Source organism: Pedobacter cryoconitis, from assembly GCF_014200595.1.
Classification (GTDB): domain Bacteria; phylum Bacteroidota; class Bacteroidia; order Sphingobacteriales; family Sphingobacteriaceae; genus Pedobacter; species Pedobacter cryoconitis_C.
In genome coordinates this window covers 3,112,881-3,137,839 of sequence record NZ_JACHCG010000001.1, presented here as the reverse complement: position 1 = coordinate 3,137,839, position 24,959 = coordinate 3,112,881, and the positions used below count along the sequence as shown (strand labels likewise).

At 39.8% G+C, this 24,959-nt stretch carries 21 protein-coding genes; 17 read left to right on the top strand and 4 right to left on the bottom strand.

The genetic code is table 11. The features are described from left to right. Positions 1-43 precede the first annotated feature (43 nt). The 4 genes from HDE70_RS13350 to metQ all read left to right on the top strand — a co-directional run bounded on the left by HDE70_RS13350 (position 44) and on the right by metQ (position 3,766). Complete coding sequence (locus HDE70_RS13350; RefSeq protein WP_183890654.1) at positions 44-1,090, top strand: NAD(P)-dependent alcohol dehydrogenase; 1,047 nt, start codon at positions 44-46, stop codon at positions 1,088-1,090. Positions 1,091-1,190: 100 nt separating this feature from the next. Beyond that, positions 1,191-2,249 carry a methionine ABC transporter ATP-binding protein MetN gene (metN, locus tag HDE70_RS13345; protein WP_311676437.1) on the top strand — a complete coding sequence of 353 codons (1,059 nt, stop codon included), beginning with the start codon at positions 1,191-1,193 and terminating at the stop codon, positions 2,247-2,249. Next, positions 2,242-2,898 (top strand): methionine ABC transporter permease MetI, encoded by a 657-nt coding sequence (gene metI, locus HDE70_RS13340; RefSeq protein ID WP_183890652.1) that lies wholly within the window; start codon positions 2,242-2,244, stop codon positions 2,896-2,898. The genes metN and metI overlap by 8 nt, the downstream gene beginning before the upstream one ends. Positions 2,899-2,953: 55 nt before the next feature. Beyond that, complete coding sequence (gene metQ / locus HDE70_RS13335) at positions 2,954-3,766, top strand: methionine ABC transporter substrate-binding lipoprotein MetQ (protein WP_221270588.1); 813 nt, start codon at positions 2,954-2,956, stop codon at positions 3,764-3,766. A 99-nt stretch (positions 3,767-3,865) separates the two neighbouring features. Here metQ and HDE70_RS13330 read toward each other — a convergent pair whose 3' ends face one another. After that, positions 3,866-4,879: a helix-turn-helix transcriptional regulator gene (locus tag HDE70_RS13330; protein WP_183890650.1), complete on the bottom strand. Its 1,014-nt coding sequence runs from the start codon at positions 4,877-4,879 to the stop codon at positions 3,866-3,868. Between the two features lie 135 nt (positions 4,880-5,014). On the opposite strand from HDE70_RS13330, the gene HDE70_RS13325 reads away from it, so the two are divergent. Continuing rightward, on the top strand, positions 5,015-6,772 hold the full coding sequence (locus HDE70_RS13325) for an ABC transporter ATP-binding protein (RefSeq protein WP_221302051.1): 1,758 nt from the start codon (positions 5,015-5,017) through the stop codon (positions 6,770-6,772). A gap of 10 nt (positions 6,773-6,782) precedes the next feature. Continuing rightward, the gene (locus HDE70_RS13320; protein WP_183890648.1) at positions 6,783-8,510 is read left to right on the top strand and encodes an ABC transporter ATP-binding protein; all 1,728 of its coding nucleotides are present in this window, start codon (positions 6,783-6,785) and stop codon (positions 8,508-8,510) included. A 1-nt stretch (position 8,511) separates the two neighbouring features. Here the strand turns inward: HDE70_RS13320 and HDE70_RS13315 are convergent, their stop codons facing one another. The 3 genes from HDE70_RS13315 to ribB form a co-directional block, all read right to left on the bottom strand. Continuing rightward, positions 8,512-9,252: a siderophore-interacting protein gene (locus tag HDE70_RS13315; protein WP_183890646.1), complete on the bottom strand. Its 741-nt coding sequence runs from the start codon at positions 9,250-9,252 to the stop codon at positions 8,512-8,514. After that, the gene (locus HDE70_RS13310) at positions 9,249-9,836 is read right to left on the bottom strand and encodes a Crp/Fnr family transcriptional regulator (RefSeq protein ID WP_183866512.1); all 588 of its coding nucleotides are present in this window, start codon (positions 9,834-9,836) and stop codon (positions 9,249-9,251) included. Before HDE70_RS13310 ends, HDE70_RS13315 begins: the two co-directional genes overlap by 4 nt. A 78-nt stretch (positions 9,837-9,914) precedes the next feature. Further along, positions 9,915-10,589, bottom strand: a complete 675-nt coding sequence (gene ribB, locus HDE70_RS13305) for a 3,4-dihydroxy-2-butanone-4-phosphate synthase (protein ID WP_183890644.1) — start codon at positions 10,587-10,589, stop codon at positions 9,915-9,917. 211 nt (positions 10,590-10,800) lie between these two features. Between ribB and HDE70_RS13300 the strand changes: the two genes are divergently transcribed. From HDE70_RS13300 to HDE70_RS13250, 11 genes are all read left to right on the top strand, one after another. Continuing rightward, entirely contained in the window at positions 10,801-11,274 is a 474-nt protein-coding gene (locus tag HDE70_RS13300) for a hypothetical protein (protein ID WP_183890642.1), read from the top strand. After that, positions 11,271-11,777 carry a transcriptional regulator gene (locus tag HDE70_RS13295; RefSeq protein WP_183866515.1) on the top strand — a complete coding sequence of 169 codons (507 nt, stop codon included), beginning with the start codon at positions 11,271-11,273 and terminating at the stop codon, positions 11,775-11,777. The genes HDE70_RS13300 and HDE70_RS13295 overlap by 4 nt, the downstream gene beginning before the upstream one ends. Positions 11,778-11,854: 77 nt before the next feature. Next, positions 11,855-12,841 (top strand): amidohydrolase family protein, encoded by a 987-nt coding sequence (locus HDE70_RS13290; protein WP_183890640.1) that lies wholly within the window; start codon positions 11,855-11,857, stop codon positions 12,839-12,841. A 9-nt stretch (positions 12,842-12,850) separates the two neighbouring features. Next, positions 12,851-13,696 carry an AraC family transcriptional regulator gene (locus HDE70_RS13285; protein ID WP_183890639.1) on the top strand — a complete coding sequence of 282 codons (846 nt, stop codon included), beginning with the start codon at positions 12,851-12,853 and terminating at the stop codon, positions 13,694-13,696. A gap of 275 nt (positions 13,697-13,971) precedes the next feature. After that, positions 13,972-14,577 carry an RNA polymerase sigma factor gene (locus tag HDE70_RS13280; RefSeq protein WP_183866518.1) on the top strand — a complete coding sequence of 202 codons (606 nt, stop codon included), beginning with the start codon at positions 13,972-13,974 and terminating at the stop codon, positions 14,575-14,577. A 44-nt stretch (positions 14,578-14,621) separates the two neighbouring features. Beyond that, positions 14,622-15,785: a FecR family protein gene (locus HDE70_RS13275; protein WP_183890637.1), complete on the top strand. Its 1,164-nt coding sequence runs from the start codon at positions 14,622-14,624 to the stop codon at positions 15,783-15,785. A 216-nt stretch (positions 15,786-16,001) separates the two neighbouring features. Continuing rightward, complete coding sequence (locus HDE70_RS13270; protein WP_183890635.1) at positions 16,002-19,355, top strand: SusC/RagA family TonB-linked outer membrane protein; 3,354 nt, start codon at positions 16,002-16,004, stop codon at positions 19,353-19,355. Positions 19,356-19,381: 26 nt separating this feature from the next. Beyond that, positions 19,382-20,938, top strand: coding sequence for a SusD/RagB family nutrient-binding outer membrane lipoprotein (locus HDE70_RS13265; RefSeq protein ID WP_183866521.1), 1,557 nt, complete (start codon positions 19,382-19,384; stop codon positions 20,936-20,938). 131 nt (positions 20,939-21,069) lie between these two features. Next, a complete protein-coding gene (locus tag HDE70_RS13260; RefSeq protein ID WP_183890633.1) occupies positions 21,070-22,416 on the top strand; it encodes a serine/threonine protein kinase in 1,347 nt (448 codons plus the stop codon). Positions 22,417-22,457: 41 nt separating this feature from the next. Continuing rightward, positions 22,458-23,405, top strand: coding sequence for a hypothetical protein (locus HDE70_RS13255; RefSeq protein WP_183890630.1), 948 nt, complete (start codon positions 22,458-22,460; stop codon positions 23,403-23,405). Positions 23,406-23,500: 95 nt separating this feature from the next. Beyond that, positions 23,501-24,958, top strand: coding sequence for a PP2C family protein-serine/threonine phosphatase (locus HDE70_RS13250; protein WP_183890628.1), 1,458 nt, complete (start codon positions 23,501-23,503; stop codon positions 24,956-24,958). Position 24,959: the final 1 nt, after the last annotated feature.

Below are 24,959 nucleotides of genomic sequence, written 5' to 3'. Positions count from 1 at the left end.
TTTTGTCTTTATATTTGTTGTAACACTAAATAATTGAAAAACGATGAAAGCAGTAAAATCCTATGCAGCGCAGAGCGCTGATAAACCACTTGCTCCCTATCAGCTAGACCGTCGTGAGCCAGGAGCTGATGATGTAGAGATCAAAATCTTATACTGTGGCGTATGCCATTCAGATATACATACCGCCAGAAACGAATGGGGAGGATCAATGTACCCTGTAGTGCCAGGACATGAAATTGTTGGAAAAGTAACAAAAGTCGGAGACCAGGTGACCCGTTTTAAAGTGGGGGATACTGTTGGCGTAGGCTGTTTTGTAGACTCTTGTGGTCATTGCAGAAACTGTGAAGAAGACAATGAGCAATATTGTGAAAATGGACACTCACAAACCTACAACTCACTGTTACAGGATAAAAAAACAATTACTTATGGTGGTTATTCCAGCCATATTGTAGTGACACAGAAATTTGTATTGAGTGTGTCTGATAAATTGCCTCTTGAAAAAGTAGCCCCATTATTGTGTGCAGGAATCACTACTTATTCTCCATTGAAACACTGGAACGTTAAAAAAGGAGATAAACTGGCGGTTGTTGGTTTAGGCGGATTAGGACATATGGCTGTGAAAATTGCTGCTTCAATGGGTGCAGAAGTAACCGTATTGAGCCGTTCTAAAAGCAAAGAAAAAGATGCACAGCAATTAGGCGCACATCATTTCGAAATCACTACAGAAAAAGAAACGATGAAAAAGCTGGCTAACAATTTTGATTATATCATTGATACAGTATCTGCGGAACATGATTATAACGAGTATCTGGCATTATTACGTACCAATGGGGTGATGGTCTTGTTAGGTGTACCACCTAAACCTTCAGATGTGCAGGCATTCCAATTGATTGGTGGCCGTCGTAGTCTGGTAGGCTCATTGGTAGGAGGAATTAAAGAAACTCAGGAGATGCTGGATTACTGCGCGGAGCATAATATTACTTCGGATGTAGAAATGATCAATATTGACCAGATCAACGAAGCTTACGAACGTACGCTTGCCGGAGATGTTCATTATCGTTTTGTAATTGATATGGCATCTTTGAATTAGGAAACAGTAATTTTAATAATAAATAGAAAAAAGGCACTTTTAGAGTGCCTTTTTTTATATCTGCCTGATAGTTAAAGTCTATAAATATAATAGACTATTGATGATTATTATTACTTTTGCGCCGAACATGATTGTATTAAAAAATATAACTAAACAATTTCATCAGAAAAACAGGGAGATTACGGCTTTGTCGGACGTCTCTCTAACCGTGCCCAAAGGTAAAATCTATGGGGTGATCGGGGCATCAGGTGCAGGGAAAAGCACTTTGATCCGCTGTGTGAATTTGTTGGAAAGACCAACATCTGGTGAGGTTATCGTAGATGGGCTGAACCTGATTGATTTATCGCCGGCAGCGCTGGCTAAAGAAAGAAGACAGATCGGTATGATCTTTCAGCATTTCAATTTATTGTCATCGAGAACGGTTTCCGAAAACATTGCATTTCCTTTAGAGCTTGATAAAGTTCCTAAAGACCAGATCCAAAAAAGAGTTGCTGAATTACTTGCGCTGGTAGGTTTGGAAGATAAGGGAAAAGATTACCCTGCTAATTTATCTGGTGGACAGAAACAACGGGTTGCGATTGCCAGAACACTGGCGAGTAATCCAAAAGTGCTGTTATGTGATGAAGCCACAAGTGCTTTAGATCCGGCTACGACAAAGTCTATCCTTACCTTATTAAAAGATATCAATAAAAGGCTGAATATTACTATTCTGCTGATTACCCATGAAATGGATGTCGTGAAAAGTATCTGTGATGAAGTTGCAGTTATCAGTGCCGGTAAATTAATTGAACAGGGTACAGTGAGTGAAATTTTTGCGCATCCTAAAGCAGAGCTGACCCGTGAATTTATCGCTTCATCTTTAAAAATAAATATCCCGGAAACATACCTGGAAAGATTAAGTGATACACTGACCGCAGATAAAAAGCCATTATTAAAACTTGAATTTACCGGGCAGTCGGTAGACGATCCTGTGCTGTCAGAAGTCAGCAGGTTATTCAACCTCAATAACAATATTATTTACGCACAAATTGAATATGCCGGAGGTGTTAAATTTGGCGCTATGGTAATTGAAGTTTCCGGTGCACAGCAAGACAGCCTGAAGGCAATAGCATATTATGAAGAAAAACAAATCAAAGTGGAGGTTTTAGGGTATGTCTGATGCGATGATTTTGATGATGTTCAAAGGAACATGGGAGACTATAGTCATGACCTTTGTCTCTGGCTTTTTCGGTTTTGTAATTGGATTGCCAACCGGAGTTATGCTTTATCTGACCAGAAAAGGCCAGGTGCTGGAAAACAGAACGCTGAACAATGTGGTATCGGTTTTTGTGAATGTTTTCCGTTCTATTCCGTTTATTATTCTGATTGTCTGGATGATTCCTTTTACCCGCATGCTGGTTGGAACTTCTATTGGTATTGAAGCTGCTTTAGTTCCTTTAAGTATTGGTGCGGCACCTTTTATTGCCAGAATGGTAGAAAATAGTCTGATCGAAGTGCCAGGTGGGCTGGTTGAGGCTGCAAGAGCAATGGGGGCAACTCCTTTTCAAATTGTTTGCAAAGTATTATTACCAGAAGCATTGCCTTCGCTGATTAATACGGCTTCCATTACTTTAATCACACTTGTTGGTTATTCGGCTATGGGTGGCGCAGTTGGTGCAGGAGGATTAGGGCAAATCGGTTATCAATATGGCTATGTAGGTTATGATGTACTGGTGATGAACACGGTGTTGATCGTACTGGTTGCATTAGTTTTTGCGATCCAGTTTACCGGAGATTTTCTGGCTAAGCGTGTAGACCATAGGAAATAGGCTTTTTGAGCTAAAAAATAAATAAGATTAGAAAACACAATTTATATCAATGAACATGAAAATCAATTTACTGGCAGCTGTGGCTGTAATTGCTTCAGTATCCTTATTCAGCTGCGGCGGAGGTGCTAAAAAGAGTGACCCGAACCACATTAAAGTAGGGGTAGAATCAGGGCCGGAATTTGCAGTGGCTGAAGCTGCTCAGAAAGTGGCCAGAGAGAAATTTGGCTTAGAGGTAGAATTGGTTCAGTTCAATGATTTCGTGATGCCTAATGAAGCACTTAGCCAGGGTGATCTGGATGTGAATGTGTTCCAGAATAAACCTTATCTGGATGTACAGACTAAACAACGCGGTTATAAATTTGCAATTCAGGGCAATACTTTTGTTTTTCCATTAGCTGGTTATTCTAAAAAGATTAAGAAAATTGAAGAGCTGAAAGAAGGAAATACGATTATCATTCCTAATGATCCGACTAACGGTGGCCGCGCTTTACTTCTTTTACAAAAATCAGGTTTACTGAAATTAAAAGATGGTGTTGGTCTGTTACCTACTGTAAACGATATCATCGAAAATCCTAAAAAGATAAAGATTCTTGAATTGGAAGCTCCGCAATTGCCAAGAGCACTGGATGATCAGAATGTGACCATTGCAATCATCAACAATACTTTTGCGACTTCTGTAGGCTTAATTGCAGACCGTGACGGACTGATTGTAGAAGATAAGAAATCACCTTATGTAAATATCATTGTATCCAGAGAAGATAACAAAGATGAAGAGAAGATCAAGAAGTTTGTAAAAGCTTTTCAATCTGATGAAGTAGCGGCTGCTGCTGCTAAAATATTCAAAGGTGGTGCTGTTAAGGGCTGGTAAAAACTGGTTTTAAACTATAGAATTAATAACCTCTAAAAGAACGGTTGTCTGATCAGAAAGGGCAACCGTTTTTTCGTAAATAGCGCATGGAAGAAGCTGCTAATTCATCTTTACTTTACCAGGCGGGATCCCGAATTTCTTACTAAAAGCAGTGCTGAAATGTTGTACAGATGAATAACCCATATTCTCTGAGATTACTTTGATGGCAATCCCGGAAAGTAACTGCTCTTTTGCTTCAATGAGTTTGACATCACTCAGATAACCAAATACCGTCGTGTCAAATAATTCCTTAAAACCATTCTTTAATTTGAATTCGTTAATCCCGGATATTTTGGCCAGTTCTGTTAGCGAAGGAGGGGTATGTATGTTTTTAGTCAGGTATTCCCGCGCAGCGTGGATACAGTCAATTTCATAGGGTGACTTTAGAACGGATTTAATGTTCTTTTTGGCAAACTGTTCGAATGCCTGTGCTTGCAGGCTTAATAGCTCTATACATTTAGCTTGTAAAAACATGAGCTTTAATCCTCCCGAAAAATTACAATTCATGATCTCGCGAATACATTGGTGCATGGCAAAAGTCATCCTTAAATTTGTATTAGAAAGATCTGAGAACCGATGTTCCTTTACATTCTTGCAAAATCCTGCCAATACATTTCCTGTGTCTTTAACCAGTTCCAGAAAGTAATCCCTGCTAAAATGAATCTCGAAAAACTGGTAGGTTTCATTGGTATTGTACTGTCCGACGCCATCAAATTCGGGGCTATAAATCAGGTTATGCTGCAAGGCTTTAAATTCGTGGATATGTCCATTGATATGATTCTCCATCAATCCGCCACCAGCCAGTGAAAAATGTAACTCTACGAAATCAGGTTCGTCTGTTGAACGGAATCTTAGCCTGTTATGCTTTAGCCTCATATCTCCAAAAACGATATAAGTATTGGGTAAAGCCAGCTGAACGAGTTCTGCATCAAAAGAAGCGAAGTTATATTTTTCCTTACGTTCTGTGACTAAGGGAGGATGCTGGCCGGTTCCTGTGAACAGCGGGCCGCTGTAATCGGCTATTCCGCCGATTTCAGTCCATTTACCGTTTTCATCACATAAAGCCATTCCCATAATTAATCCTTTTGGTATTAAAAGCTATCCTTTTGATGTAAATATTTATTTCAAATACCAAGCACCTTTGTACAAAGCTAATATTATTTAGAAGAATTATAAATAATATTTCCCAATGCTTTAGTTAAAACAGATATGAGTACAAAGAAACCTAAAAACGGCATCAGCAGGTTGTTGCAAATTGCCGGGAAAGAAAAATTATTATTGATGTTATCAGCAATATTAGCAGTTATACATGTACTGCTATCCGTAATTCCTTATATTTTAGTTTATTATATAATGAAGACTATGCTTGCGCCTCCGGTTGATACGCAGCAGGTATATACTTATATCTATCAGGCTGTAATCGCAATGATAGCAGCCTATGGTTTATTATATGCTTCGGGCGTAACCTCACATATTGCTGCCTTTAATATCTTATATGAACTCCGTAAACAGATGGCCGAAAAGCTAGGCCGTTTACCAATCGGGTTTATCAATCAGAATAACTCAGGAGCGTTGAAAAAGATCATGGCTGATGATGTAGAGCGGATTGAAAACTTCATTGCACACAGTATTCCTGATTTTGTGAAAGGCGTGGCTTTACCAATCGTTACGCTGGTTTATCTTTTTACAGTCAACTGGATGCTGGCTTTAAGTAGTTGCCTGCCTATAGTACTGCTGGCTGTATTTATGCCTGTTTTGTTTAGTAAATCAAGAAACAGCGTGCTTACTGCTTACCATGAGTCGCTGGAAGAAATGAATTCCGGTATTGTAGAATTTGTAAGAGCAATGCCGGTCATTAAGATTTTTGGGCATACGGCTGATAGCTTTGATCAGTACAGTGGATCAGTTTATCGCTTCAGAGATATGGTTGTGGCGTATATCCGTATGGCATCACCCGGGTTTGGGATTTTTATCAGTTTCATCAGCAATGCTTCTTTGCCCATATTGGCCTTAGGTTTCTATTTGTTTTTTAACGGAGGATTGAGTTTACCGGTATTTTTCCTTTTCCTGATTTTAGGTGTGGGATATATTCGTCCATTATTTGCTTTGAATAATATGGGGACACAGATTTCACTGATTAACCATGGAGTTAAAAGACTGGATGAAATCTTATTTAGCCAGGAGCAGGAAACTACAGGAGAGAAGAAACTGACATCCGGTTTCAGCATAGATTTTGAGGATGTTTCGTTCAGCTATGATGATCAGACACTTGCTTTAAGTAAGGTTAATTTCTCTATTCCGCAGGGAAGCATTACGGCATTGGTTGGGCCTTCAGGATCAGGTAAATCAACAGCAGCGCAATTAGTTTCCCGTTTTTGGGATGTGACCTCAGGCCGCATAACTATTGGTAAACAGGATATCAGGAATCTCAAGCCTGAGGAATTGATGAAACATGTTTCTTTTGTTTTCCAGGAGAGTTTTATGTTTCAGCAGACGATTTTTGAAAACATAAGGATGGGAATGGACAAAACGGAAAAACAGCTTGTAGAAGCAGCAAGAGCTGCTCAATGTCATGATTTTATTGAACAGCTGCCCAAGGGTTATCAAACTTTATGGGGTGAAAAAGGGGTTCATTTGAGTGGGGGAGAGCAGCAGCGGATTCAACTGGCACGGGCAATTCTAAAAGATTCCCCAATCCTGATCCTGGATGAAGCTACAGCTTTCAGTGATCCGGAGAATGAACATTTGATCCAGCAGGCTTTTAATCAATTGATCAGTAATAAAACGGTGATTGTAATTGCGCACAGGTTGAGTACAATTACCAGTTGTGATCAGCTGGTAGTACTTGATAAAGGCCAGGTAAACGGGATTGGTACGCACAAAGAATTACTGGAGGATTGTATACTCTATCAAAATATGTGGAATGCCCATACACGTGCCAAAGAATTTACGCTCTCTGAATATTAACCTTATACTCATGATAAAGAATCTTTTTTTTACTTTTAAAACTTCACCAAAAACAGTTCGTAAAGGTATTTTATTCGAACTGCTGCATGGTGCTTTTATAGCCGTTCCTACAGGTTTTCTCCTGTTAATTATTCACCAGTTATTTAGTGGAAACCCGGATCATTTCCGTTTGTGGACTTATGTGTGGATCATGCTAGGAATGCTTGTAATCCAGCTTTTTGTAGCTACAAAGACTATTGTGAGCAGTAATATGATGACCTATGAACTTTCTACCAATTTAAGAATCCGTTTAGGAAATCACTTACAACGTTTATCTATGGGCACATTTAAGCAGCGCGATCCTGGAGATCTGGCCTCCGTGGTTTTGCAGGATGTCGCGAACTTTGAGTTGATTTTTGGGCATACGGTTGGGAATATGGCTTCCGCTATTTTCGCCACCTTGATTATTTCAGGATTTCTGCTGATAACCGACTGGCGTTTAGCACTGATCCTGTTAGCTGCTTTGCCACTTTGCTGGCTGGCTATCAGCATTGCGAATTACCTGATTGGTAAACAGGGACAGAAACATGTTGAGGCAAGAAATCAAATTGGTGCGCGTTTTTTGGAATATGTACAAGGAATCCGTCATATTAAATCATTTGGAATGACAGGTAAGCGTTTTGTCAGCCTTGATAAAGCGCTGGATGATTTTCGTAAAGCAAGTATTCGTACCGAAATTATTCCCGGGCCGCTGGTGATTACTGCTGGTCTGGTCCTGGAATTGTTTTTCCTGTTCATGATCGGTGTAGCAGTTACCTTTTTTGCGCAGGGTAGTTTGGCAGCACCAGCGTTTATTACCTTTTTAATTATCGGATACCGTCTTTATGAACCGATAAAAGTCATTCTGGTTGATTATGTGATTCTGCGTTATATGAATATCAGCTTAAGCAGAATCATTGATGTGTTGCGGATTCAGGAACAGTCAGCGGGAAAAAGGCTGAAACCTAATGGGTTTGATGTGGAGTTTGAGCACGTTAGTTTCGCTTATCAGGAGGACAAAAATGTGTTGAATGATATTTCCTTTCATGTTCCTCAAAATAGTTTAATGGCATTGGTTGGCCCGTCGGGATCAGGTAAAACAACGGTTACCGCTTTAATAGCCCGTTTTTGGGACGTACAAAAGGGTAAGGTGAAAATTGGAGGGGTAGATGTGAAAGATATGGAACCCGGTGAAGTTTATGCTTTAATCAGCGAGGTGTTCCAGGAAGTCTATTTATTCGATGATACGATTTATAACAATATCCTGTTTGGTAAACCCGGCGCAACAGAACAAGAAGTCATCAAAGCCGCAGATTTGGCACAGGTACTTGATTTTGCGTGGGAATTGCCAAAAGGATTACATTCAAAAGCAGGAGAGGGAGGAAACCGGCTTTCCGGGGGTCAAAAACAGCGGATCAGTATTGCCAGAGCATTATTGAAGGACGCGCCTATTGTTTTACTGGATGAGGCAACTGCTTCTTTAGATCCTGAAAATGAGCTGCATATACAGCAAGCTATCCAGGAACTCGTGAAAAATAAAACAGTGATCGTGGTTGCGCATAAACTGTCTACTATTAAAAATGCAGATCAGATATTGGTGCTTAAAGATGGGTTGGTCAAAGAAGAGGGTACACACCAAAAATTATTGGAATTTGATGGCGTGTACCATCAGCTGTGGGAGATTCAACAACAATTAGGAGGCTGGAAAATCAAAAGATAAGTTAGCTTTCACTTACTCCCGCTGTCCAGTAGACAGTTGCCTTTAGTTCAGTTTTGTCTAATTGTAGTTCGTCTTTCGCATAAGAGCGGATATTTTTAACTGCATTTGCCTCAGCAGCAGCCCAGAGTAACCTGGTTTCGAAGCCGGGAGCAGGAAACTGAGTAGCCTTCACTGCGTCAAAAAGTAAAGTGGATGCTGCTGCGGGTATGCCTTTTCTGGTTAACCACTGGATCCGGACGGCAGAGCGGGTATGTATCGTAAAGATATCTGCGCTGCTGTCTGCTTCTAAAAAGGCGAATCCCCTTGTCTTTTCCGGTAAGGCTTCTAAAATAGCTGCAATAGCAGGAATTGCGGTTTCATCTCCGGCTAAAAGATACCAGTCAGCAGGATTAAACCCTCTGCCTGGTTTCATTCCTATACCAAGTTCATCTCCAATTTTAGCATGCATTGCCCACGCACTTCCAGGGCCGTTATCTCCATGAAGCAGGAATTCAATTTCCAGTTCACCTGTTTCTATATTGAGGTTTCTGATGGTATAAGTTCGCCTGATGGGTTCCTGATCTTTTTGCGGAATAAATATTTTAAGGTTAACACCGGGTTCCATATCAACGGCAGTTTTGAAGATCTCATCCTGAAAAGTGAAACATCTTAAATGCGGGGTAATATCTCTGATGGCGGTGACTTTGGTAAGGGTACGTATAATTTGCTTTTGTGGCGGTTGTTCTTGTTCTGCTGGATTCATTGTTTACTGTTTAATAATTTGTGCTTAAGGCGGCTCAGGGCTTCCTGAGAAATGCCCAGATAATTGGCAACCATCCGGTTTGAAAGACGTTGCAGGATGGTTGGATGTTCAGCAATCAGCGACTGATATCTTGTTGTTGCATCCATGGTAATAAAACTCATCAGCCTTTTGGTATTGGTTACGTATGCACCTTCAAGGTAACTCCTGTAAAATTTCTCCCATTCAGGGATCTGATCCAGCAGGGTGTAAAAATCTTCTCTTGCGATATACAATACCTCTGTTTTTTCCAGTGCCTGAATATTTTCCTGTGAGGGCTGCTGACTAATAAATCCGGTTAGACCAGTAGCGAAATTGTTTTCAAAAGCCAGGTAACGGGTGGCTTCTGCGCCATCGGCTTGCAGAAAATAAATCCGCAGACAACCATTCTTTACAAAGTACATTCTTTTAGAAGCTTCACCTTCAGCAAGTAAAATTTCATCTTTGCGTACTTCCTGTTCTTTGAAATAGGAAAGAACAGTATTCAGGTTAGGCTGACTAATGGTTATTCTCTTTAAAATACAGTCGGACAGGGCTTGTTTGTACATCGTTATAGATTAGATATACCCTCAAAAGTCGCAACTTTTAACTGATTTACGTCGAATTCTCTATTTTCTTTATGGCTGTTAGCATAAAATGACTTGTTTTTCAGGTTGTAATTCTTCCAGGTATTTACGGTATTGGGCTATATCTTCTATCGAAACGACTGTGAATTCATGGGAAATAGCAAATTCGCTGATTTCTCTTAATTTGGACATCGTGCCGTCTGCATTTGTAAGTTCACAGAGTACTGCTGCCGGGCTTAATCCTGAAAGTTGCATTAAATCTACACTGCCTTCGGTATGCCCGCGCCTGCCAAATACACCAGCTTTGTTAGCGATTAATGGAAACACATGTCCCGGTCTGGACAAGTCTTCTGGTAATGCAAGAGGTTTAATGGCAGTTTTGATGGTGTGTAATCTGTCTGCTGCGGAAACGCCCGTAGTTACTCCGGCAGCTGCTTCAATGGAAACGGTAAATGCAGTTTGATAGCGGCTGGTATTGTTATTGACCATTGGGGCAAGTGCTAATGCGTCTGCTTTTTCAGCTGTGAGGCATAGGCAGACTATTCCACTACAGGCGCGGATCATGAGGGCCATATCTTTAACAGACATCTTTTCTGCTGAAAAAATTAAGTCGCCTTCATTTTCCCGGTTTTCGTCGTCAACCAGTAAAATGCCTTTTCCTGCTTGTAAATGAGTGATTGCTTTGTTTACTCTTTCTTTATGATCGTTACCGAAATAGGTTAAATAGCTATTCATGACTGTAATTTGTTTTAGGGCAAATTTCAGTGGTGTTTACTTGTTAAACATTGATGTAGATCATAAAAGGTGATATATACACTTGAGACAGGTATCTTAACCATTAGATTATATGGCTTCATATTTGGTACATATTGTACCAAACTCGATTCTTTTCATTACCTTTATAATATTATAACAAGCTAACCCGCTTTTATGAATACAAAAATAAATGAACGTAAGAATTATAGTTCTCGGAACTGGTGAAAAGGCGGATGCCTTGATTATAGAAGGTAAACTTTCAGAAATGCCATCAATCGGAGATAACTGGAAATTTGACTTCAAAAAACAACTGAAAAACCTGAAAGATGCAAAAGGTTACCTTTTAGTAAGGGAGGATTCACCTCAGCTTATAGAAGGATGTATGATCTTTCAGGAGAAAACCCATGATCATGTAGCAGGTTGTCTGATCGCTTATGCTTTTAAACTTAGTTTAATGAGAGGTATTGGCGAGTACAAAGGAGCACTTTATTTTAAGATTGGAGAAGAGAAAAAGGAAAATGAAATTAAGTTGATGACCCTTTACTCCACTAAATACAATGCTTACCGGCTGGGGGACTCAAACATCATGGCAATTTATGATGAAGATGGAAAGCAATTGATTGATCGCTATCTTAATTATACAGTTAATAACAGATTATTATGAATACCACAAAAGGCAAAAAAAGAGAAGATTTCAGTATGGCCATTGCCCCGAATGATGGTCATAAGCTGAGCAAAGAAGAAAAGGATTTAATTAAAGAAGATGCCAAAGTTCGTCATGCCAAACGTTCACCTGAATGTTTGGTTAGAAATGAAATGCTTTCAGTACTTTATCGTGTAGAGGAGTACCTTCAACAAGAAAACCTGAAAGCTGAGGAGATTTATACGATTGAATATTTTGTAGGTGAATTCTGTAAAGTTCTGGGACTGAATAAGAGTCAATTTGCCAATTATCTGGATACTGATATTTCTAATCTTAATAAATACCTTAAAGGACAACGCGCATTTAATATAGAACTGGCCATGAAGTTTTCACGGTTTTTTCATACGCCAGTAGATGTATGGTTAAAGGTTCAACTTAAGAATGATTTGATTGCGCTGCATGAAGCGGAAAAAGGGCATAAATATGATAAGTATGATTATAAGAAAGTATTAAAAATGGCCTGAATAGTGCTATAGTTGCCATTAATAATGCATTGCGGGCTAAACATTTAATATCTTCCTTTGTCTATAATCTAATGTATATGAGAATAGTTACACTTGAAGAACATATTTCTTTTCCGGAAATGGCAGATCAGATCCCTAAAGATGCTTTAGGGAATTTTGGTCAGTCGGAAGCGATGCAGCGCCTTGCTCCAAAACTGGCAGATATTACTCAGGACCGTTTGAAGTCAATGGATGATAATGGGATTACGATGCAGGTACTATCTGTGGATAGTTCGGGCGCTAATCTTTTAAGTTCACAGGCAGGCCCGGCTTTTGCAAGCCAATATAATGATCTGATCGCAGCAAGGATTGCGGGTTTTGAAGATCGGTTTACAGCTTTTGCCCATTTGCCAATGACAGCTCCTCTTGCAGCTGCTGATGAGTTAGAACGGGCAGTAACTGAACATCATTTTCGTGGTGCTATGGTTCGGGGCCTTACACAAGACCAGTTTCTGGATCAGCCTCAATTCGCACCAATATTTGAGCGGGCTGAAAAGCTGGATGTTCCAATTTATCTTCACCCTGGACTGCCTCCAAAAGGAGTGGTTGATATTTATTACAGCGGTCTACCCAATCATTCTGGTATGGCGCAAGCATTGGCATGTTATGGTTGGGGATGGCACTCAGAAACTGCGCTGCATGTTTTACGCTTGTTATTCTCAGGTATTTTTGATCAGTATCCTAAGTTAAAACTGATTATAGGCCATATGGGAGAAATGCTGCCTATGATGATGGCAAGATCAGAGAAAGCGTTCAAACCGGGAAACGGAGGAGCTAACCAGCGTTCGCTTACGGAGACCTTTCACCAGCAGGTCCACATCACGACCAGTGGTTTTTTTACGCAACCCCCATTAAGAATTGCTTTAGATACTTTTGGCATTGATAATATCATGTTTTCTATCGATTATCCGTTTAGTACAAACGAAATGGGAATTGAATTTTTAAAGGGGATTGACCTTCCGCAGGAGCAGGTAGCGAAAATTGCACATGGTAACGCAGATAAATTATTGAAATTAAGGTCGTAATTTACAGGAATGAAAAGTATTCCGGTAGATCAGTTACAACACAAGACCAGTGCAGGTGTACAGATCAAGGTTTTCCTGTCGGAAGATAAGCAGCAAAATAATGCACAAGTTGCCCACCGGGATGATCATTATATTTTTTTCCTGCTGACAAAAGGCTCAGGAACTGTAAAGGTCGATTTGCAAAATATAACGGTGGCCGCGGGGCAACTTTATTATATATTACCTTCGCAAATACACTACCGGATCAAAGCTAACCAGGCTGAAGGATGGTTTCTTGCAATAGATACCACATTAATTGCTGCGGATTTCAAAGCAGTCTTTGAACAAGGGCAAAATTTACAAGTTCCTTGCGATCTGACGGATTACGAATTAAAGCAGTATGCAAGTCTGCTCGGTCTTTTGCGAAAGGAATTTATTGAACGTGCAGATGATAAATATTATTTGCCGGTTATTCATACCCTTGTCCAATCGTTTTTGGCAATGGCAGCGAGTACTTATGATGGTTTGGGACCGGTCGCGAATAAGCATACCCGATCAGCGGAACTTGCCCGTCAATTTAAAGACTTATTAGCGGAACATAGCCATACCATCAAGAATCCGTCAGATTATGCTTCAAAGCTTAACGTTTCATCAGGTTATTTAAATGAAGCTATAAAGAGGGTTACCGGATCAACGGTAACTTACTGGATTCAGCAGGAAATTTTCAGTGAAGCCAAACGTTTACTTTATCATACTGATGCCACTGTAAAACAAATCGCTCAGGAACTGGGCTATATGGATTACTCTTATTTTAGCCGTTCGTTTCGTAAAGCATCAGGATTGTCCCCTTTGCAATTCAGGGCATTGAACCGGTAAGCAAGCCAATTCATTTATTAACGGCTTCCTCAAGAACGAACACAAACGTTTGCGTAATATTTTTTATTTTTCCTCTTTCTACAGTACTTAAATATCTATACATTAGGTATAAATCAGGTCTTTGTATGAACGGTATCTGAGGTGCGAATTTTATTGATAAGTTAATATTCAATTAATCGCAGGAGCCTACTTTTGCGGTTTAAAATTAGTCCGCATACACCTACCATTTAAATAAGAGAAGATTAAAATGTCAGTTACTTTAAGCCATTCAGGAGATGACTAAACCGTTTAAAAGTGATTTTTTCTATCTTCTCGCCTCAGACAGAAATAAGGCATTCGAAAAACTATTTGAAGAATTCTGGCAGCCTTTGTATAAAAAGGCTTATAGTAAGGTGCAGTCTGAAGATCTGGCAAAGGATCTGGTTCAGGAAGTTTTTATTGCCTTTTGGGATAACCTGGATAGCTTAACCGCTGATTATAATATCCCGGCTTATCTGCATGGTATTTTACGGAACAAAACGCTTAAGGTTTTTGAAAAAGATGCCGTACGTTTAAAATATGCTTTAGAAAGCTGTCCTGTAGATTTTCCAGTAGATTTTTGCGCACATGAAATGCTTTTAGGTAAAGAACTTCAATTCATTATCGAAAGTGAAGTAAACCGGATGCCTTCGAGAATGAAAGAGATTTACGCTTTAAAGAAGGATGATGATTTCTCTATTAAGCAGATTGCAGAAGAATTGGGGCTTTCAGAACAAACAATTAAGAACCAGTTGCAAAATGCATATAATCGTTTGAGGTCGAAATTAAGAGAGTACAACCCGGATTTAGTTGGCTTATCTGTTGTTTTGATAAAAATCATATTTTATTTTAAATCCTTATAGTACTTTCTTGTTCCTGAACGGATAGATAATAAACAAAGCTTATTTTGAACCCGGAACAATTTAGAATTCTGATTGCCAAATACAACAGCAATACAGCAACAGCAGCAGAAAGAGCGCTGGTGGAAAACTGGTATGAACAAATCAGTGGCAATGAAGTTTTGCCGGAAGCGGCTGATTTCAAAGAACAGCTTTATAGTGGGATTAAAAAACGTATAACAGCTAATCAGCAGCCTGGTCAGGCATCTTTAAAAACGGTTTACACTCCTTTAAAAAGAAGAAAATTATATCCATGGATTGCCTCCGCTGCGGTTCTGTGTATCGTATTTAGTATTGCTGTTCTTTATTTGAAACCAGCAAGGCGGATCAATAAAAGCTTAGCTTCTTCAAAACAAATCAATCAGATTTCCCCAGGAACAAATAAGGCTATCTTAACGTTAGCCGATGGAAGTAAAATCAGCCTTTCTGATGCCGGAAACGGCCAGCTTGCTAAACAGGCCGGAGTAATGGTGACGAAAACGAAAAATGGCGGTTTGGTTTACCAGGTTATCGGGGACGATCAAACAGCCCCTAAGTACAATACCATTTCTACGCCACGTGGCGGACAATATCAGCTGCTGCTTGCTGATGGTACAAAAATATGGCTGAATGCCAATTCTTCTTTGACTTTTCCTACTGCATTTCCCGGAGCTACACGTAAAGTCCAACTGAAGGGGGAAGCTTATTTTGAAGTGGCAAAGGATAAGTCTAAAGCATTTTTTGTAGAAACGGCGCAAACGCAGGTCAGGGTGTTGGGAACACATTTCAATATTATGGCTTATGCAGAAGAGAGTTCTCAGCAAACTACTTTGCTGGAGGGATCAGTTGAATTTAGTAAAGGGACCGAAAAATCAATATTAAAACCTGGACAACAGGCAAGAACCATCGGTTCTTCGGGTCAGATCAGTGTACGGGATCTTGAAAATGCGGATGAGGCAATTGCATGGAAAAACGGATATTTCCAGTTTGAAAAATCTGATCTCCATTCTTTAATGCGACAAATTTCAAGATGGTATGCGACCGATGTGGTTTATGAAGGAACAATGCCTAAAAAAGAATATTCAGGTAAGATTCCAAGAAGCGTTAACGTGAAAACATTACTGGATATGCTTGCGTATTCTGGCATTCACTGCCATATAGAAAATAATAAAATTGTAGTTAGTCAACGCTAAAAAATTACCAGCTCAAATATTAATGGACCTCTTTTAAACCCCGCTATATGAAATAGGATTACTCTGAATCTTCTTTAAAACGGTTAACCCATAAAAAAGCGGGAAGTGTTCGAACCACTCCCCGCCAAATATCGGGTTCAACTCCTTATGGACCAAAGGTCCATATCCGTAAAAAAATTATCTAAGCAATAATGATTTAAAACCCAAGCGCAATTTATGAATTTTAGTGCATTCTTTAAGACTGTACCACGAATACAGTTCAAATCTTCTCAATTCTTATTAGTGATGAAACTATTTGTAATCCTGCTGTTTACAGGCCTGATGCAGGTTCATGCCAATGTTTACAGCCAAAAAATCACACTCAGGCAAAAAAATGTTTCTGTGGAAACTATACTGAAAGCGATAGAAAAGCAAAGCGATTATTTGTTTTTATATGATAATCTTGAAGTTGCCGGAACTGCCAGAGTTTCTATTGATATTAATCAGGGTACGATAGAACAGGTGCTGGAAGCCTGTCTGAAAAATCAACCTTTAACGTACAAGATTTTTCAAAAAAACATTGTACTCAAAAGGAGTGTACAGTTAATTGAAAACGTAGTCTCAGATCCTGTTAAAGGAAAGGTTACGGATGAAAATGGCTTGCCGATTACTGGCGCAAGTGTTTTAATCAAAGGAACCAAAGTGGGGGCGATGACTGATAGCAATGGTAATTTTAGCCTCAATGCGCCAAAAGGAGCCACACTTGTGATTTCTTTTATTGGCTTTGGTGCACAGGAGATCGTTGTGGGCAATGCGCAGCAATACACAATTTTACTGAAGCCGGAAGAAAATAAACTGACTGAGGTGGTGGTTACTGCTTTAGGGATCAAACGTTCTGAAAAATCTTTGGGTTATGCGGTTCAGAAAGTATCAGGTAAAGAGCTGCAAACAGTTAAGGGTGTTGATATCGGAACTTCCTTAACGGGCAGAGTAGCGGGTTTAGTTGTAAAAAACTCTACAGAATTTAATGCCAGACCGACACTCGAACTTAGGGGTGAAGCTGCTATTCTGGTAGTTGATGGGGTAGATTATGATAATTTAACGCTGCGGGATATTCCTACGGATGATATCGAAAGTATAGATATTTTGAAAGGCCCTACGGCCTCAGCCTTGTATGGTGCAAGAGCAAAAGGTGGTGTATACTTGATTACGACAAAAAAAGGTGCTGCTGGAAAAGGATTTTCTGTAGATGTGAACAGTAATACCATGTTCCAGCTGGGCTACCTGGCTATTCCAAAAGTTCAGAGCTCTTACGCGCGTGGCGATAATGGAAATCTAAACAATGATTATGTTTGGGGGCCAAAGCTGGATATCGGAAAAACAGGGAGAGACTGGAATCCGGTAACCAAACAGTTTGAGGATAATATGCCTTTACGTTCTGTAGGGAAGGATAACCTGAAGAATTTTACCCGTACAGGAATTATTGCCAATAACAATATTACGATTGCACAGACTGGTGAAAATGGAAGTTTTAAAATTGGTTTGAATCATGTTTACAATAAGGGGCAGTTTCCGAATCAGACTTTGAATATGATCAATTTAACCTCTGGTGGTGAAATTAAGATCAATGATAAGTTTAAGATAGAAAGTCATTTTGGGTTGAGCCGCCGTACGGCTCCTCAGGTGTGGGGTGGTGGTTATCAAAATCAAGGGTATTTATATCAATTGGTGATGTGGACAGGTACGGAATATGATATCAGGGATTATAAGGATTATTGGAAAGTACCTAATCAGACTCAAAACTGGATGTATACGAACTGGTATGATAATCCTTATTTGATTGCGAATGAGAAGCTGGATGCCATCCAGGAAAATACAGTAAATGCGAGCCTGACTGCAAATTATAAGATCACATCAGATCTGAATTTAATGCTTCGTCTGGGCTATGACAATTACAGTAACCGCGAAACAATGCGTAACCCTACGGCAAATATTTATTCTACCCGCGGAGGATGGGATGCAAAAGGGATGTATAGTATCAATAATACAAAAGGATATAGTACGAGTAATGACTTGATCTTATCTTATAATAAAAGAATTAATAAGTTCTCTTTTGAAACACTTGCTGGTGGAAACTTTTTCCATAAAGAGGATGAAGGGTTATATGCGGTCACTAAGAACGGATTAATTTCACCAACTTATTTTTCTTTGAATGGTTCCATTGAACCTCCCCGTGTAACACCCTATTTTTCACCTAAAGAATCGAGCAGTTTATATGCACGGGCCGCGGTAGGATGGAATGATGCTGTATTTTTAGATTTTACGGGACGTAATGATTGGATTTCTACACAGCCAAAGACTACGGGTTCTTATTTATATCCTTCAGTAGGCTCAAGCGTCGTTATTTCACAGCTGGCCAAATTACCTGAAGTAATAGATATGTTTAAAATCAGGGGGTCGTTTGCAGTCTTTAAAACACCAGCAGGTATTTTTGAAACCAATACAGTTTACAAGACTAACAGTGCTGCATGGGGCAATTTAAATAGTGCAAGTTATCCATATAAGTTATCTGGAGCGAGTGATATTCTGCCAAGTTCTCAGCGTACCTGGGAGATTGGTGCTGCGGCATACCTGTTTAAAAAACGTTTGCATTTTGACGTAGCTTATTTCAATAAGTATTATTATAACCAGCAGACCAATGCAAAATTGCCGGCTACTTCTGGATTTGCAACGACTTTAGTGAATACGCAAGAAACTTTTACACGCCGCGGACTGGAAATTACAGTGGATGGTTCAGTGTTGAAGAGCAGGGATTTTGAATGGTATTCTACCGTGAACTGGGCGAATCAACACCGGTATTATGACCAGCTGGATCCGGTTTATTCAAAAGATAACCAATGGGTGAAAAAGGGACAGCGTTTAGATACTTATACAGCTGGCTACTGGCTGACAGATCCTTCGGGCAATGTAATCAACAATAACGGGATTCCTGTGAGCAGTGATTATGATAAAAAATATGGATATAGTGAGCCTGATTTCAGTTTCGGTTTCATCAATAATTTTACCTATAAAAACTGGATGCTGGGTATCAATATTGACGGGAGGATTGGTGGATTGATGTACAATTATATCTATGATAAAATGTGGGATTCTGGTACGAATCCGGAATCTGATAATCAATACCGCTATGATCAGGTAGTCAATGGATTAAATAATTATGTAGGCAAAGGTGTGAAGGTTATTTCCGGTGCGGCTACTTATGATAAGTATGGAAATATAACCAGTGATACCCGGAAATATGCGCCAAATGATGTGCAGGTTGGTTATCAGGATTTTGCACAGAACTATAGAGGCGGTGATATGGGGATACAAAGTGCTTCTTTCATCAAGCTTCGGGAAGTTTCATTAGGCTATAAAGTTCCGGCTTCTTTTACCCATAAACTGGGTGTTAAATCGGCCTCTTTAGCGTTGACAGGACAGAATTTATTCATGTGGACTAAGTTCAAATATTCAGATCCTGATGTCAATAAAGAAGATTTGAATTCACCTTCTATGCGAATGGTTGGATTTAATTTAAGAGTAGGGTTTTAATGAACATTTTTAAAAAAAAAGATAGCATGAAGATTTTAAAATATATGATATTATTTGCCGGTTTAGCAATTGTTGCCGGTGGTTGCCAAAAGTACGAAGAGATCAATACCAATCCGAACGCGACGAATCAGGTAAATTCGTCTATGCTGGCTACAACCTTGATTTTGAACATTACCAGGAACTCAATCAGCACGCAGAAGTCCTTTATGCAACCTTTTTTATTGGGTAAATACCTGACCTGGGGCGAAGGACAGGAGAGTTATCAGTATAACAAACTGGGCAGAACTGATTTTGACTCTGTGAAGGTCTTGAGAAATATTCCGCCGATGCTTAAATATGCAACGAGCGATGGATTGAAAAAGTCTTATGAAGGACTGGGGCATTTTATCAGTGCCTATCAGTTTTTTATCAATACGATGCAGGTGGGTGATATGCCTTATTCTGAGGCAAACAAAGGAGAGTCGGATCGTATTTTACAACCCAGATATGATACGCAAAAAGCGGTTTTCATGGGTATATTGAAAGAGTTGGATCAGGCGAATGAACTGTTTACTGCCGGTGCTAATTTTGAGGGCGATCCGGTTTATGGTGGGAAAACTGATAGCTGGCGCAGACTGGTCAATAGTTTTGAGCTTCATGTGCTATTGAATTTATACAAAAAAACGGGTGACGCAGATTTGAAAGTTATAGAACGTTTTAAGGATATTGTAACTAACCGTCCGCTGATGCGGGATTATAAAGACAATTTTGCTTTAACTTACACAGGGATGGCTGGTCAGAATTATCCATGGTCTGATATTCCGGCGGGATCGGGAAACCCTTTTGTGAAATCAAATTACACGATGTTAACAAACGTGCTGATTGATCCTTTGAAGGCTTTGAAAGACAGAAGGTTGTTTTACTTTGCAAAGCCTTCACCTGTGAAGGTTACGTCTGGTTTGTCTGTTTCAGATTATAACGCGTATGTAGGTGTGGAGCCTTCCAATGCTTTTACTGCGCTGCAAACAACCAGGGGCAGTAAGGATTATTCTGATTTGAATAACAGGTATCCTCAACTGGTAAATGCCGAACCTGTTAGTGTGTTTAGTTATTGGGATTTACAGTTCGTTTTGGCAGAGGCCACGGTAAGGGGCTGGATTAGTGGTACTGCTGCGCAGACTTATTATGCTGCCGGAATTACCAATTCAATGAAGTTTGTTGCTGTGAATACACCTGATCTTGCGGATTATCATCATAACATGAAAATGGACGATGCTTATATTAATGCTTATCCTGCTTCGGCCGAAGTGGTTTTAAGTGGTTCAGATCAGCAGCAGATCGGGCAGATTATTACGCAGAAGTACCTGGCTAATTTCTTGCAGGGAAGCAAATTTATCTCCTGGTTTGAAAACCGGAGAACGGGATATCCTGTTTTTAAACTCAATGCTTCAACGAGTTTAAATATTCCTTCTTCTAATTTTCCGGTTCGCTGGTTTTATCCTTCGGCAGAGCTGGATTATAATGCGGCGAATGTTACCGCGGCCATTGCGGGTCAGTACAATGGAAGCGATGATAATAATCAGCTGATGTGGATTTTAAAATAACCAGTTGCGTATCTTAAAATAATTGAATTAAAGGCTATCATTTGATAGCCTTTTTTTTGTTCCTGATTTTAAATAAACATTGGAACTAAAATTGTAGTAATTTTACCACACACAGAGTTGAATTAGCTTAAATGAGTAAAGTATTTACGATTACTGAAGGTCTGGAAAATATGGGCGCATTGCGTACCGGAGGCCAGGGTTCAGTTTACAAAGGAAGAAGGTTTGGTCCTATTATAACGGCAGTGAAATTACTGCCAACACCGGTTCATACAGAAAGTACAGAAGATAAAAACTTCAGGAGTTTCCAGAATGAGGTGGAGAAATTGAAAAAGGTAAATGAAGAGCCTAATCCTAATATAGTTAAGATCTTAAATTCAGGAATTACAGAAAGCGGATCATTCCCATTTATAGAAATGGAGTTTATTGATGGGCCTGATCTGGAAGAGTTACTAAAAGAGCCCCATGATAAAATATTCCCGGTAAAGGAAGTGATTAAAGTGGCTGATCATCTGGCAAATGCATTAGCACACTGCCATAAAGTAACCGTCAAGCACGGGGATATTAAGAGTAATAATGTTAAATTTAATATCCATACGGGCAATTATGTCTTGCTGGATTTTGGTTTATCGGCCATGTCTGATGAGCAGCGCAGAACAAGTATCCGCCATGCAGGTGCAATAGAATTCATGGCTCCCGAGCAGAGTGAAGGACAAATGTTACTGGAAACAGACATTTACAGTTACGGGATCATCTTGTATGAGCTACTGGCCGGACAGGTTCCTTTTCCTTTATTGGATAATGGTCAAAAGTCAAGGAATGATGTCTTGGTTGGCCATTTAGAGTCTCCTGTTCCTGATCTGCTGACTTTAAGGAAACAGAATCTGCCAGAAAGCTGGCCGGAGGAGAAAAAGTTGCATGAGATGCAGGTTCCTGCCTGGTTGCTGTCTGTGATCAGTAAGTGTTTGGAGAAAGCACCTTCAGCCAGGTATAAAAGTGGAATGGCGTTACAGTATGCGATTGTCCATAACAGTATTGCTGATGCTGGAAGTGCTATAGCTGATGCTCCGGGCACTGCATTATTGCAAATGGAGAATGAGCGTTTGCAGACTTTGCTGAGGCATTATCAGGAAGCACAGGATGAAAAGCCTGTTGTTCGTGATGCTGGTATAATTGCGATCTCTAAGCCTCTATTTTATGTTTTATCAGCAGGGGTAGTTTTTATGATTGCATTGCTGAGTTACTTTCTATTGTTTAAAGAAGCGGATAAACCTGTGAAGAAGGAACTGCCTGTGAAAACTACAACAACTCCTGCGACTGCAAATCCGGATGATCAGGATAAGGGTTATGCCTGGGATAAAGAGCGTGATTCTTTAAAAGATAGTGGAAATACGGAAACGCAGCCGGTACAGTTGAAGCCTGTTCCCCAGGCTCCGCGTGATACAACGACGATGAATCTGGATACTACGCTTCATTTCTAAAATTGGATTAACCAGGGTTTTCCTACATAAAAAAGAATAACATGGCAGAAAAGTCAACTTTCTGGAAAAAGACAGGTCTTCAGGACTGGTTTCTTCCAACAGAAAAAAGTAAAGCTAAGAAAGTAGTCAAAGGTTTAACGCCTGACGAAGTTTATAAATATATACTGGATAAATTCAAAGAATCTATTGGTCAGCTTTCTTTTGCGAACCGGGTAGTTTTTTATCATGAATACATTATTTGTTTCAATGAGGAAGATTATAAAGAATTTCTGGATCATAAACAGGGTTTGTTCGGAATCATTGTACATGAGTCTGTGAACCAGTTTTATGAAGTTCTAAAAGAATACCGCAAAGCTGGTAAAACGGTAGAGCCTTCAAGTTCCAAATGGGTTTTCAGACTGGCTTCTCACCCGGATTATGAACGTGGGGATAAAGGGTTTATTGGAAAGTTATTGCCTGGAAGTACTAAAAAAGAGGAGAATCTGAGAGTCACTTTTATTCCAAGGCAAACGGGAATTGCAGAAACGCTTGATGTCAATCAGGATATTTTAAATGGCTTCACTTATTATAGTGAAGGATATTATGAGCTGCCTTATGCAATGGATCTTGAAAATGCTAAATTGGTTAAGGGGAAGTCTGATAAAGTACTCGCGCGTTTTGAAACGATTATGCCGGATCAGAATTTCAGAGGTAAAAAGCTGGAATACCTGATGACCACGCAAGAGATATTGGTTTCCGGGAAGGATGAGGATCGAAAGGAACCTTATATTTTCAGTATTCCTTCGGATTGGGTGAATACACCTCATTTGAGCATCCGGTATGCAGAGGCTGAGGGTAAGTTTTACCTGGCCTCATTTGGAGAAAAAACAATGGTCAACGAGATAGAAGTGTACCGGAGTTCGGTAGATGCCCCGGATTGGGTAGCACTTCCTTTTAATTCAAAGATATTACTGAATGGTATTATCGGGATCAACATTTTCAAACCTTAAATCCGGATGGGAAATTATTTATCAATCGGGCTGCTGGCTTTAGGAGTTTTATTGCTGGTATGGCATTTTACAGATATTAAAAAATCACAGAAATAATGGCGGATCGTTTATTTGGAATTACTGATACCGGCAGGGTAAGAGCTAATAATGAAGATGAATTCATTACACAGGAAGTCATGCAGAATAAGTTCATGATTGCTGGTGTAATTGATGGCGTGGGTGGGTATGCAGGTGGTGAAATTGCTGCTGCATTGACTAAAGAAGTTATCTTAAGGGAACTGGAAACGATTGAGCCGGATTTGATCAGTCAGTTGAGCAGAGTTTTTTACCTGGCTAATGAACAGATTGCTACGCATAAAAAAGGTGATCTGGAATTAATGGATATGGCCTGTGTAGCGACGCTTGCGGTAATAGACAGGCAAAATAACCTGCTGCATTACGTGCATGTAGGAGATACGAGATTGTATTTGTTTCGTGATCATTCGCTGGTCAAGATTTCGCATGATCAGTCTTTTGTCGGTTTTCTGGAAGATTCCGGCAGGCTGACAGAAGAAGCAGCTATGCAGCATCCTAAGCGGAACCAGATTAACCAGGCTTTAGGGTTAACGAGCCGTGAGGGGATGACAGATCCTTATTTTGAAACGGGTTCTTCTCCTTTTTTACCGGACGATTTGATTTTGCTTTGCAGTGATGGGTTAACGGATATGGTAGATGCGGCATTGATTACTGCGGTATTGAACGGATCAGAAACGCTAGCGGTAAAAGCAGCTCGTTTAGTAGAGGAAGCAAATTTGGCTGGTGGCAAGGATAATGTAACTGTGGTACTGGCGAAAAATGATAAAGTCCGGGCATCGTATGAGTTTTCAAAGACGGAACAGGTTAAGCCGGTAGCAGTAAGCGCTGCTGTTACTGCCACTGAGTCTTATACTGCTGCTGAGCCTTTAAAGAGTACTGTTAAAGCTTTGCCTGAACAAAATATAGTTCAGCAAAAAAGTGGGAAAGGATTGATTATATTATTGTCTGCTTTATGTTTATTGTTTTTAGGAACAACAATCTGGTTGTTTTTATATCATACTGCTGAAGGAACAAAATTGGAGCAGCCGGGAACGGTTTTGGTTACTCCGGTCAAACCAGGACTAAATCCTCAGGAAAAAAAGATAAGCGATATGCTCTTAAGTTTAAAGGGCGATACGTTATTGCTTGCAGATACGGTTTTTAAAGTACCGGTTCTTTTGAGCAAGGCGCTGACTATAGACAGGGATACGCTTATTCTGAAAACTAAAGGGAATATCGTTTTTCAAAGTGATTCGGCTTACAAGGGGCCTGCACTGATTCTTTCTCCAAAGTGTAAATATGTAAAGATCGATCAGCTGGTGCTGGAGAATTTTGAAACGGGTGTGGTGTCTTATAACAATGCGCTGGACTTGAAAAATATACGTTTTAATCAAGTTAATTATCCTGTACAGGTCAGGTTTGTTTTTCCGGACCAGTTTTATGTGAATGGCAGGTTGTCTAAGCGTAATTATGCAGCTGATTCGCTGGCTAAGAAATAAG

Excerpts from the sequence above, each read along its gene's own strand:
- HDE70_RS13350 (WP_183890654.1), top strand. The coding sequence starts at position 44 with ATGAAAGCAGTAAAATCCTATGCAGCGCAGAGCGCTGATAAACCACTT.
- metN (WP_311676437.1), top strand. The coding sequence starts at position 1,191 with ATGATTATTATTACTTTTGCGCCGAACATGATTGTATTAAAAAATATA.
- metI (WP_183890652.1), top strand. The coding sequence starts at position 2,242 with ATGTCTGATGCGATGATTTTGATGATGTTCAAAGGAACATGGGAGACT.
- metQ (WP_221270588.1), top strand. The coding sequence starts at position 2,954 with ATGAAAATCAATTTACTGGCAGCTGTGGCTGTAATTGCTTCAGTATCC.
- HDE70_RS13330 (WP_183890650.1), bottom strand. The coding sequence starts at position 4,879 with ATGGGAATGGCTTTATGTGATGAAAACGGTAAATGGACTGAAATCGGC.
- HDE70_RS13325 (WP_221302051.1), top strand. The coding sequence starts at position 5,015 with ATGAGTACAAAGAAACCTAAAAACGGCATCAGCAGGTTGTTGCAAATT.
- HDE70_RS13320 (WP_183890648.1), top strand. The coding sequence starts at position 6,783 with ATGATAAAGAATCTTTTTTTTACTTTTAAAACTTCACCAAAAACAGTT.
- HDE70_RS13315 (WP_183890646.1), bottom strand. The coding sequence starts at position 9,252 with ATGAATCCAGCAGAACAAGAACAACCGCCACAAAAGCAAATTATACGT.
- HDE70_RS13310 (WP_183866512.1), bottom strand. The coding sequence starts at position 9,836 with ATGTACAAACAAGCCCTGTCCGACTGTATTTTAAAGAGAATAACCATT.
- ribB (WP_183890644.1), bottom strand. The coding sequence starts at position 10,589 with ATGAATAGCTATTTAACCTATTTCGGTAACGATCATAAAGAAAGAGTA.
- HDE70_RS13300 (WP_183890642.1), top strand. The coding sequence starts at position 10,801 with ATGAACGTAAGAATTATAGTTCTCGGAACTGGTGAAAAGGCGGATGCC.
- HDE70_RS13295 (WP_183866515.1), top strand. The coding sequence starts at position 11,271 with ATGAATACCACAAAAGGCAAAAAAAGAGAAGATTTCAGTATGGCCATT.
- HDE70_RS13290 (WP_183890640.1), top strand. The coding sequence starts at position 11,855 with ATGAGAATAGTTACACTTGAAGAACATATTTCTTTTCCGGAAATGGCA.
- HDE70_RS13285 (WP_183890639.1), top strand. The coding sequence starts at position 12,851 with ATGAAAAGTATTCCGGTAGATCAGTTACAACACAAGACCAGTGCAGGT.
- HDE70_RS13280 (WP_183866518.1), top strand. The coding sequence starts at position 13,972 with ATGACTAAACCGTTTAAAAGTGATTTTTTCTATCTTCTCGCCTCAGAC.
- HDE70_RS13270 (WP_183890635.1), top strand. The coding sequence starts at position 16,002 with ATGAATTTTAGTGCATTCTTTAAGACTGTACCACGAATACAGTTCAAA.
- HDE70_RS13265 (WP_183866521.1), top strand. The coding sequence starts at position 19,382 with ATGAAGATTTTAAAATATATGATATTATTTGCCGGTTTAGCAATTGTT.
- HDE70_RS13260 (WP_183890633.1), top strand. The coding sequence starts at position 21,070 with ATGAGTAAAGTATTTACGATTACTGAAGGTCTGGAAAATATGGGCGCA.
- HDE70_RS13255 (WP_183890630.1), top strand. The coding sequence starts at position 22,458 with ATGGCAGAAAAGTCAACTTTCTGGAAAAAGACAGGTCTTCAGGACTGG.
- HDE70_RS13250 (WP_183890628.1), top strand. The coding sequence starts at position 23,501 with ATGGCGGATCGTTTATTTGGAATTACTGATACCGGCAGGGTAAGAGCT.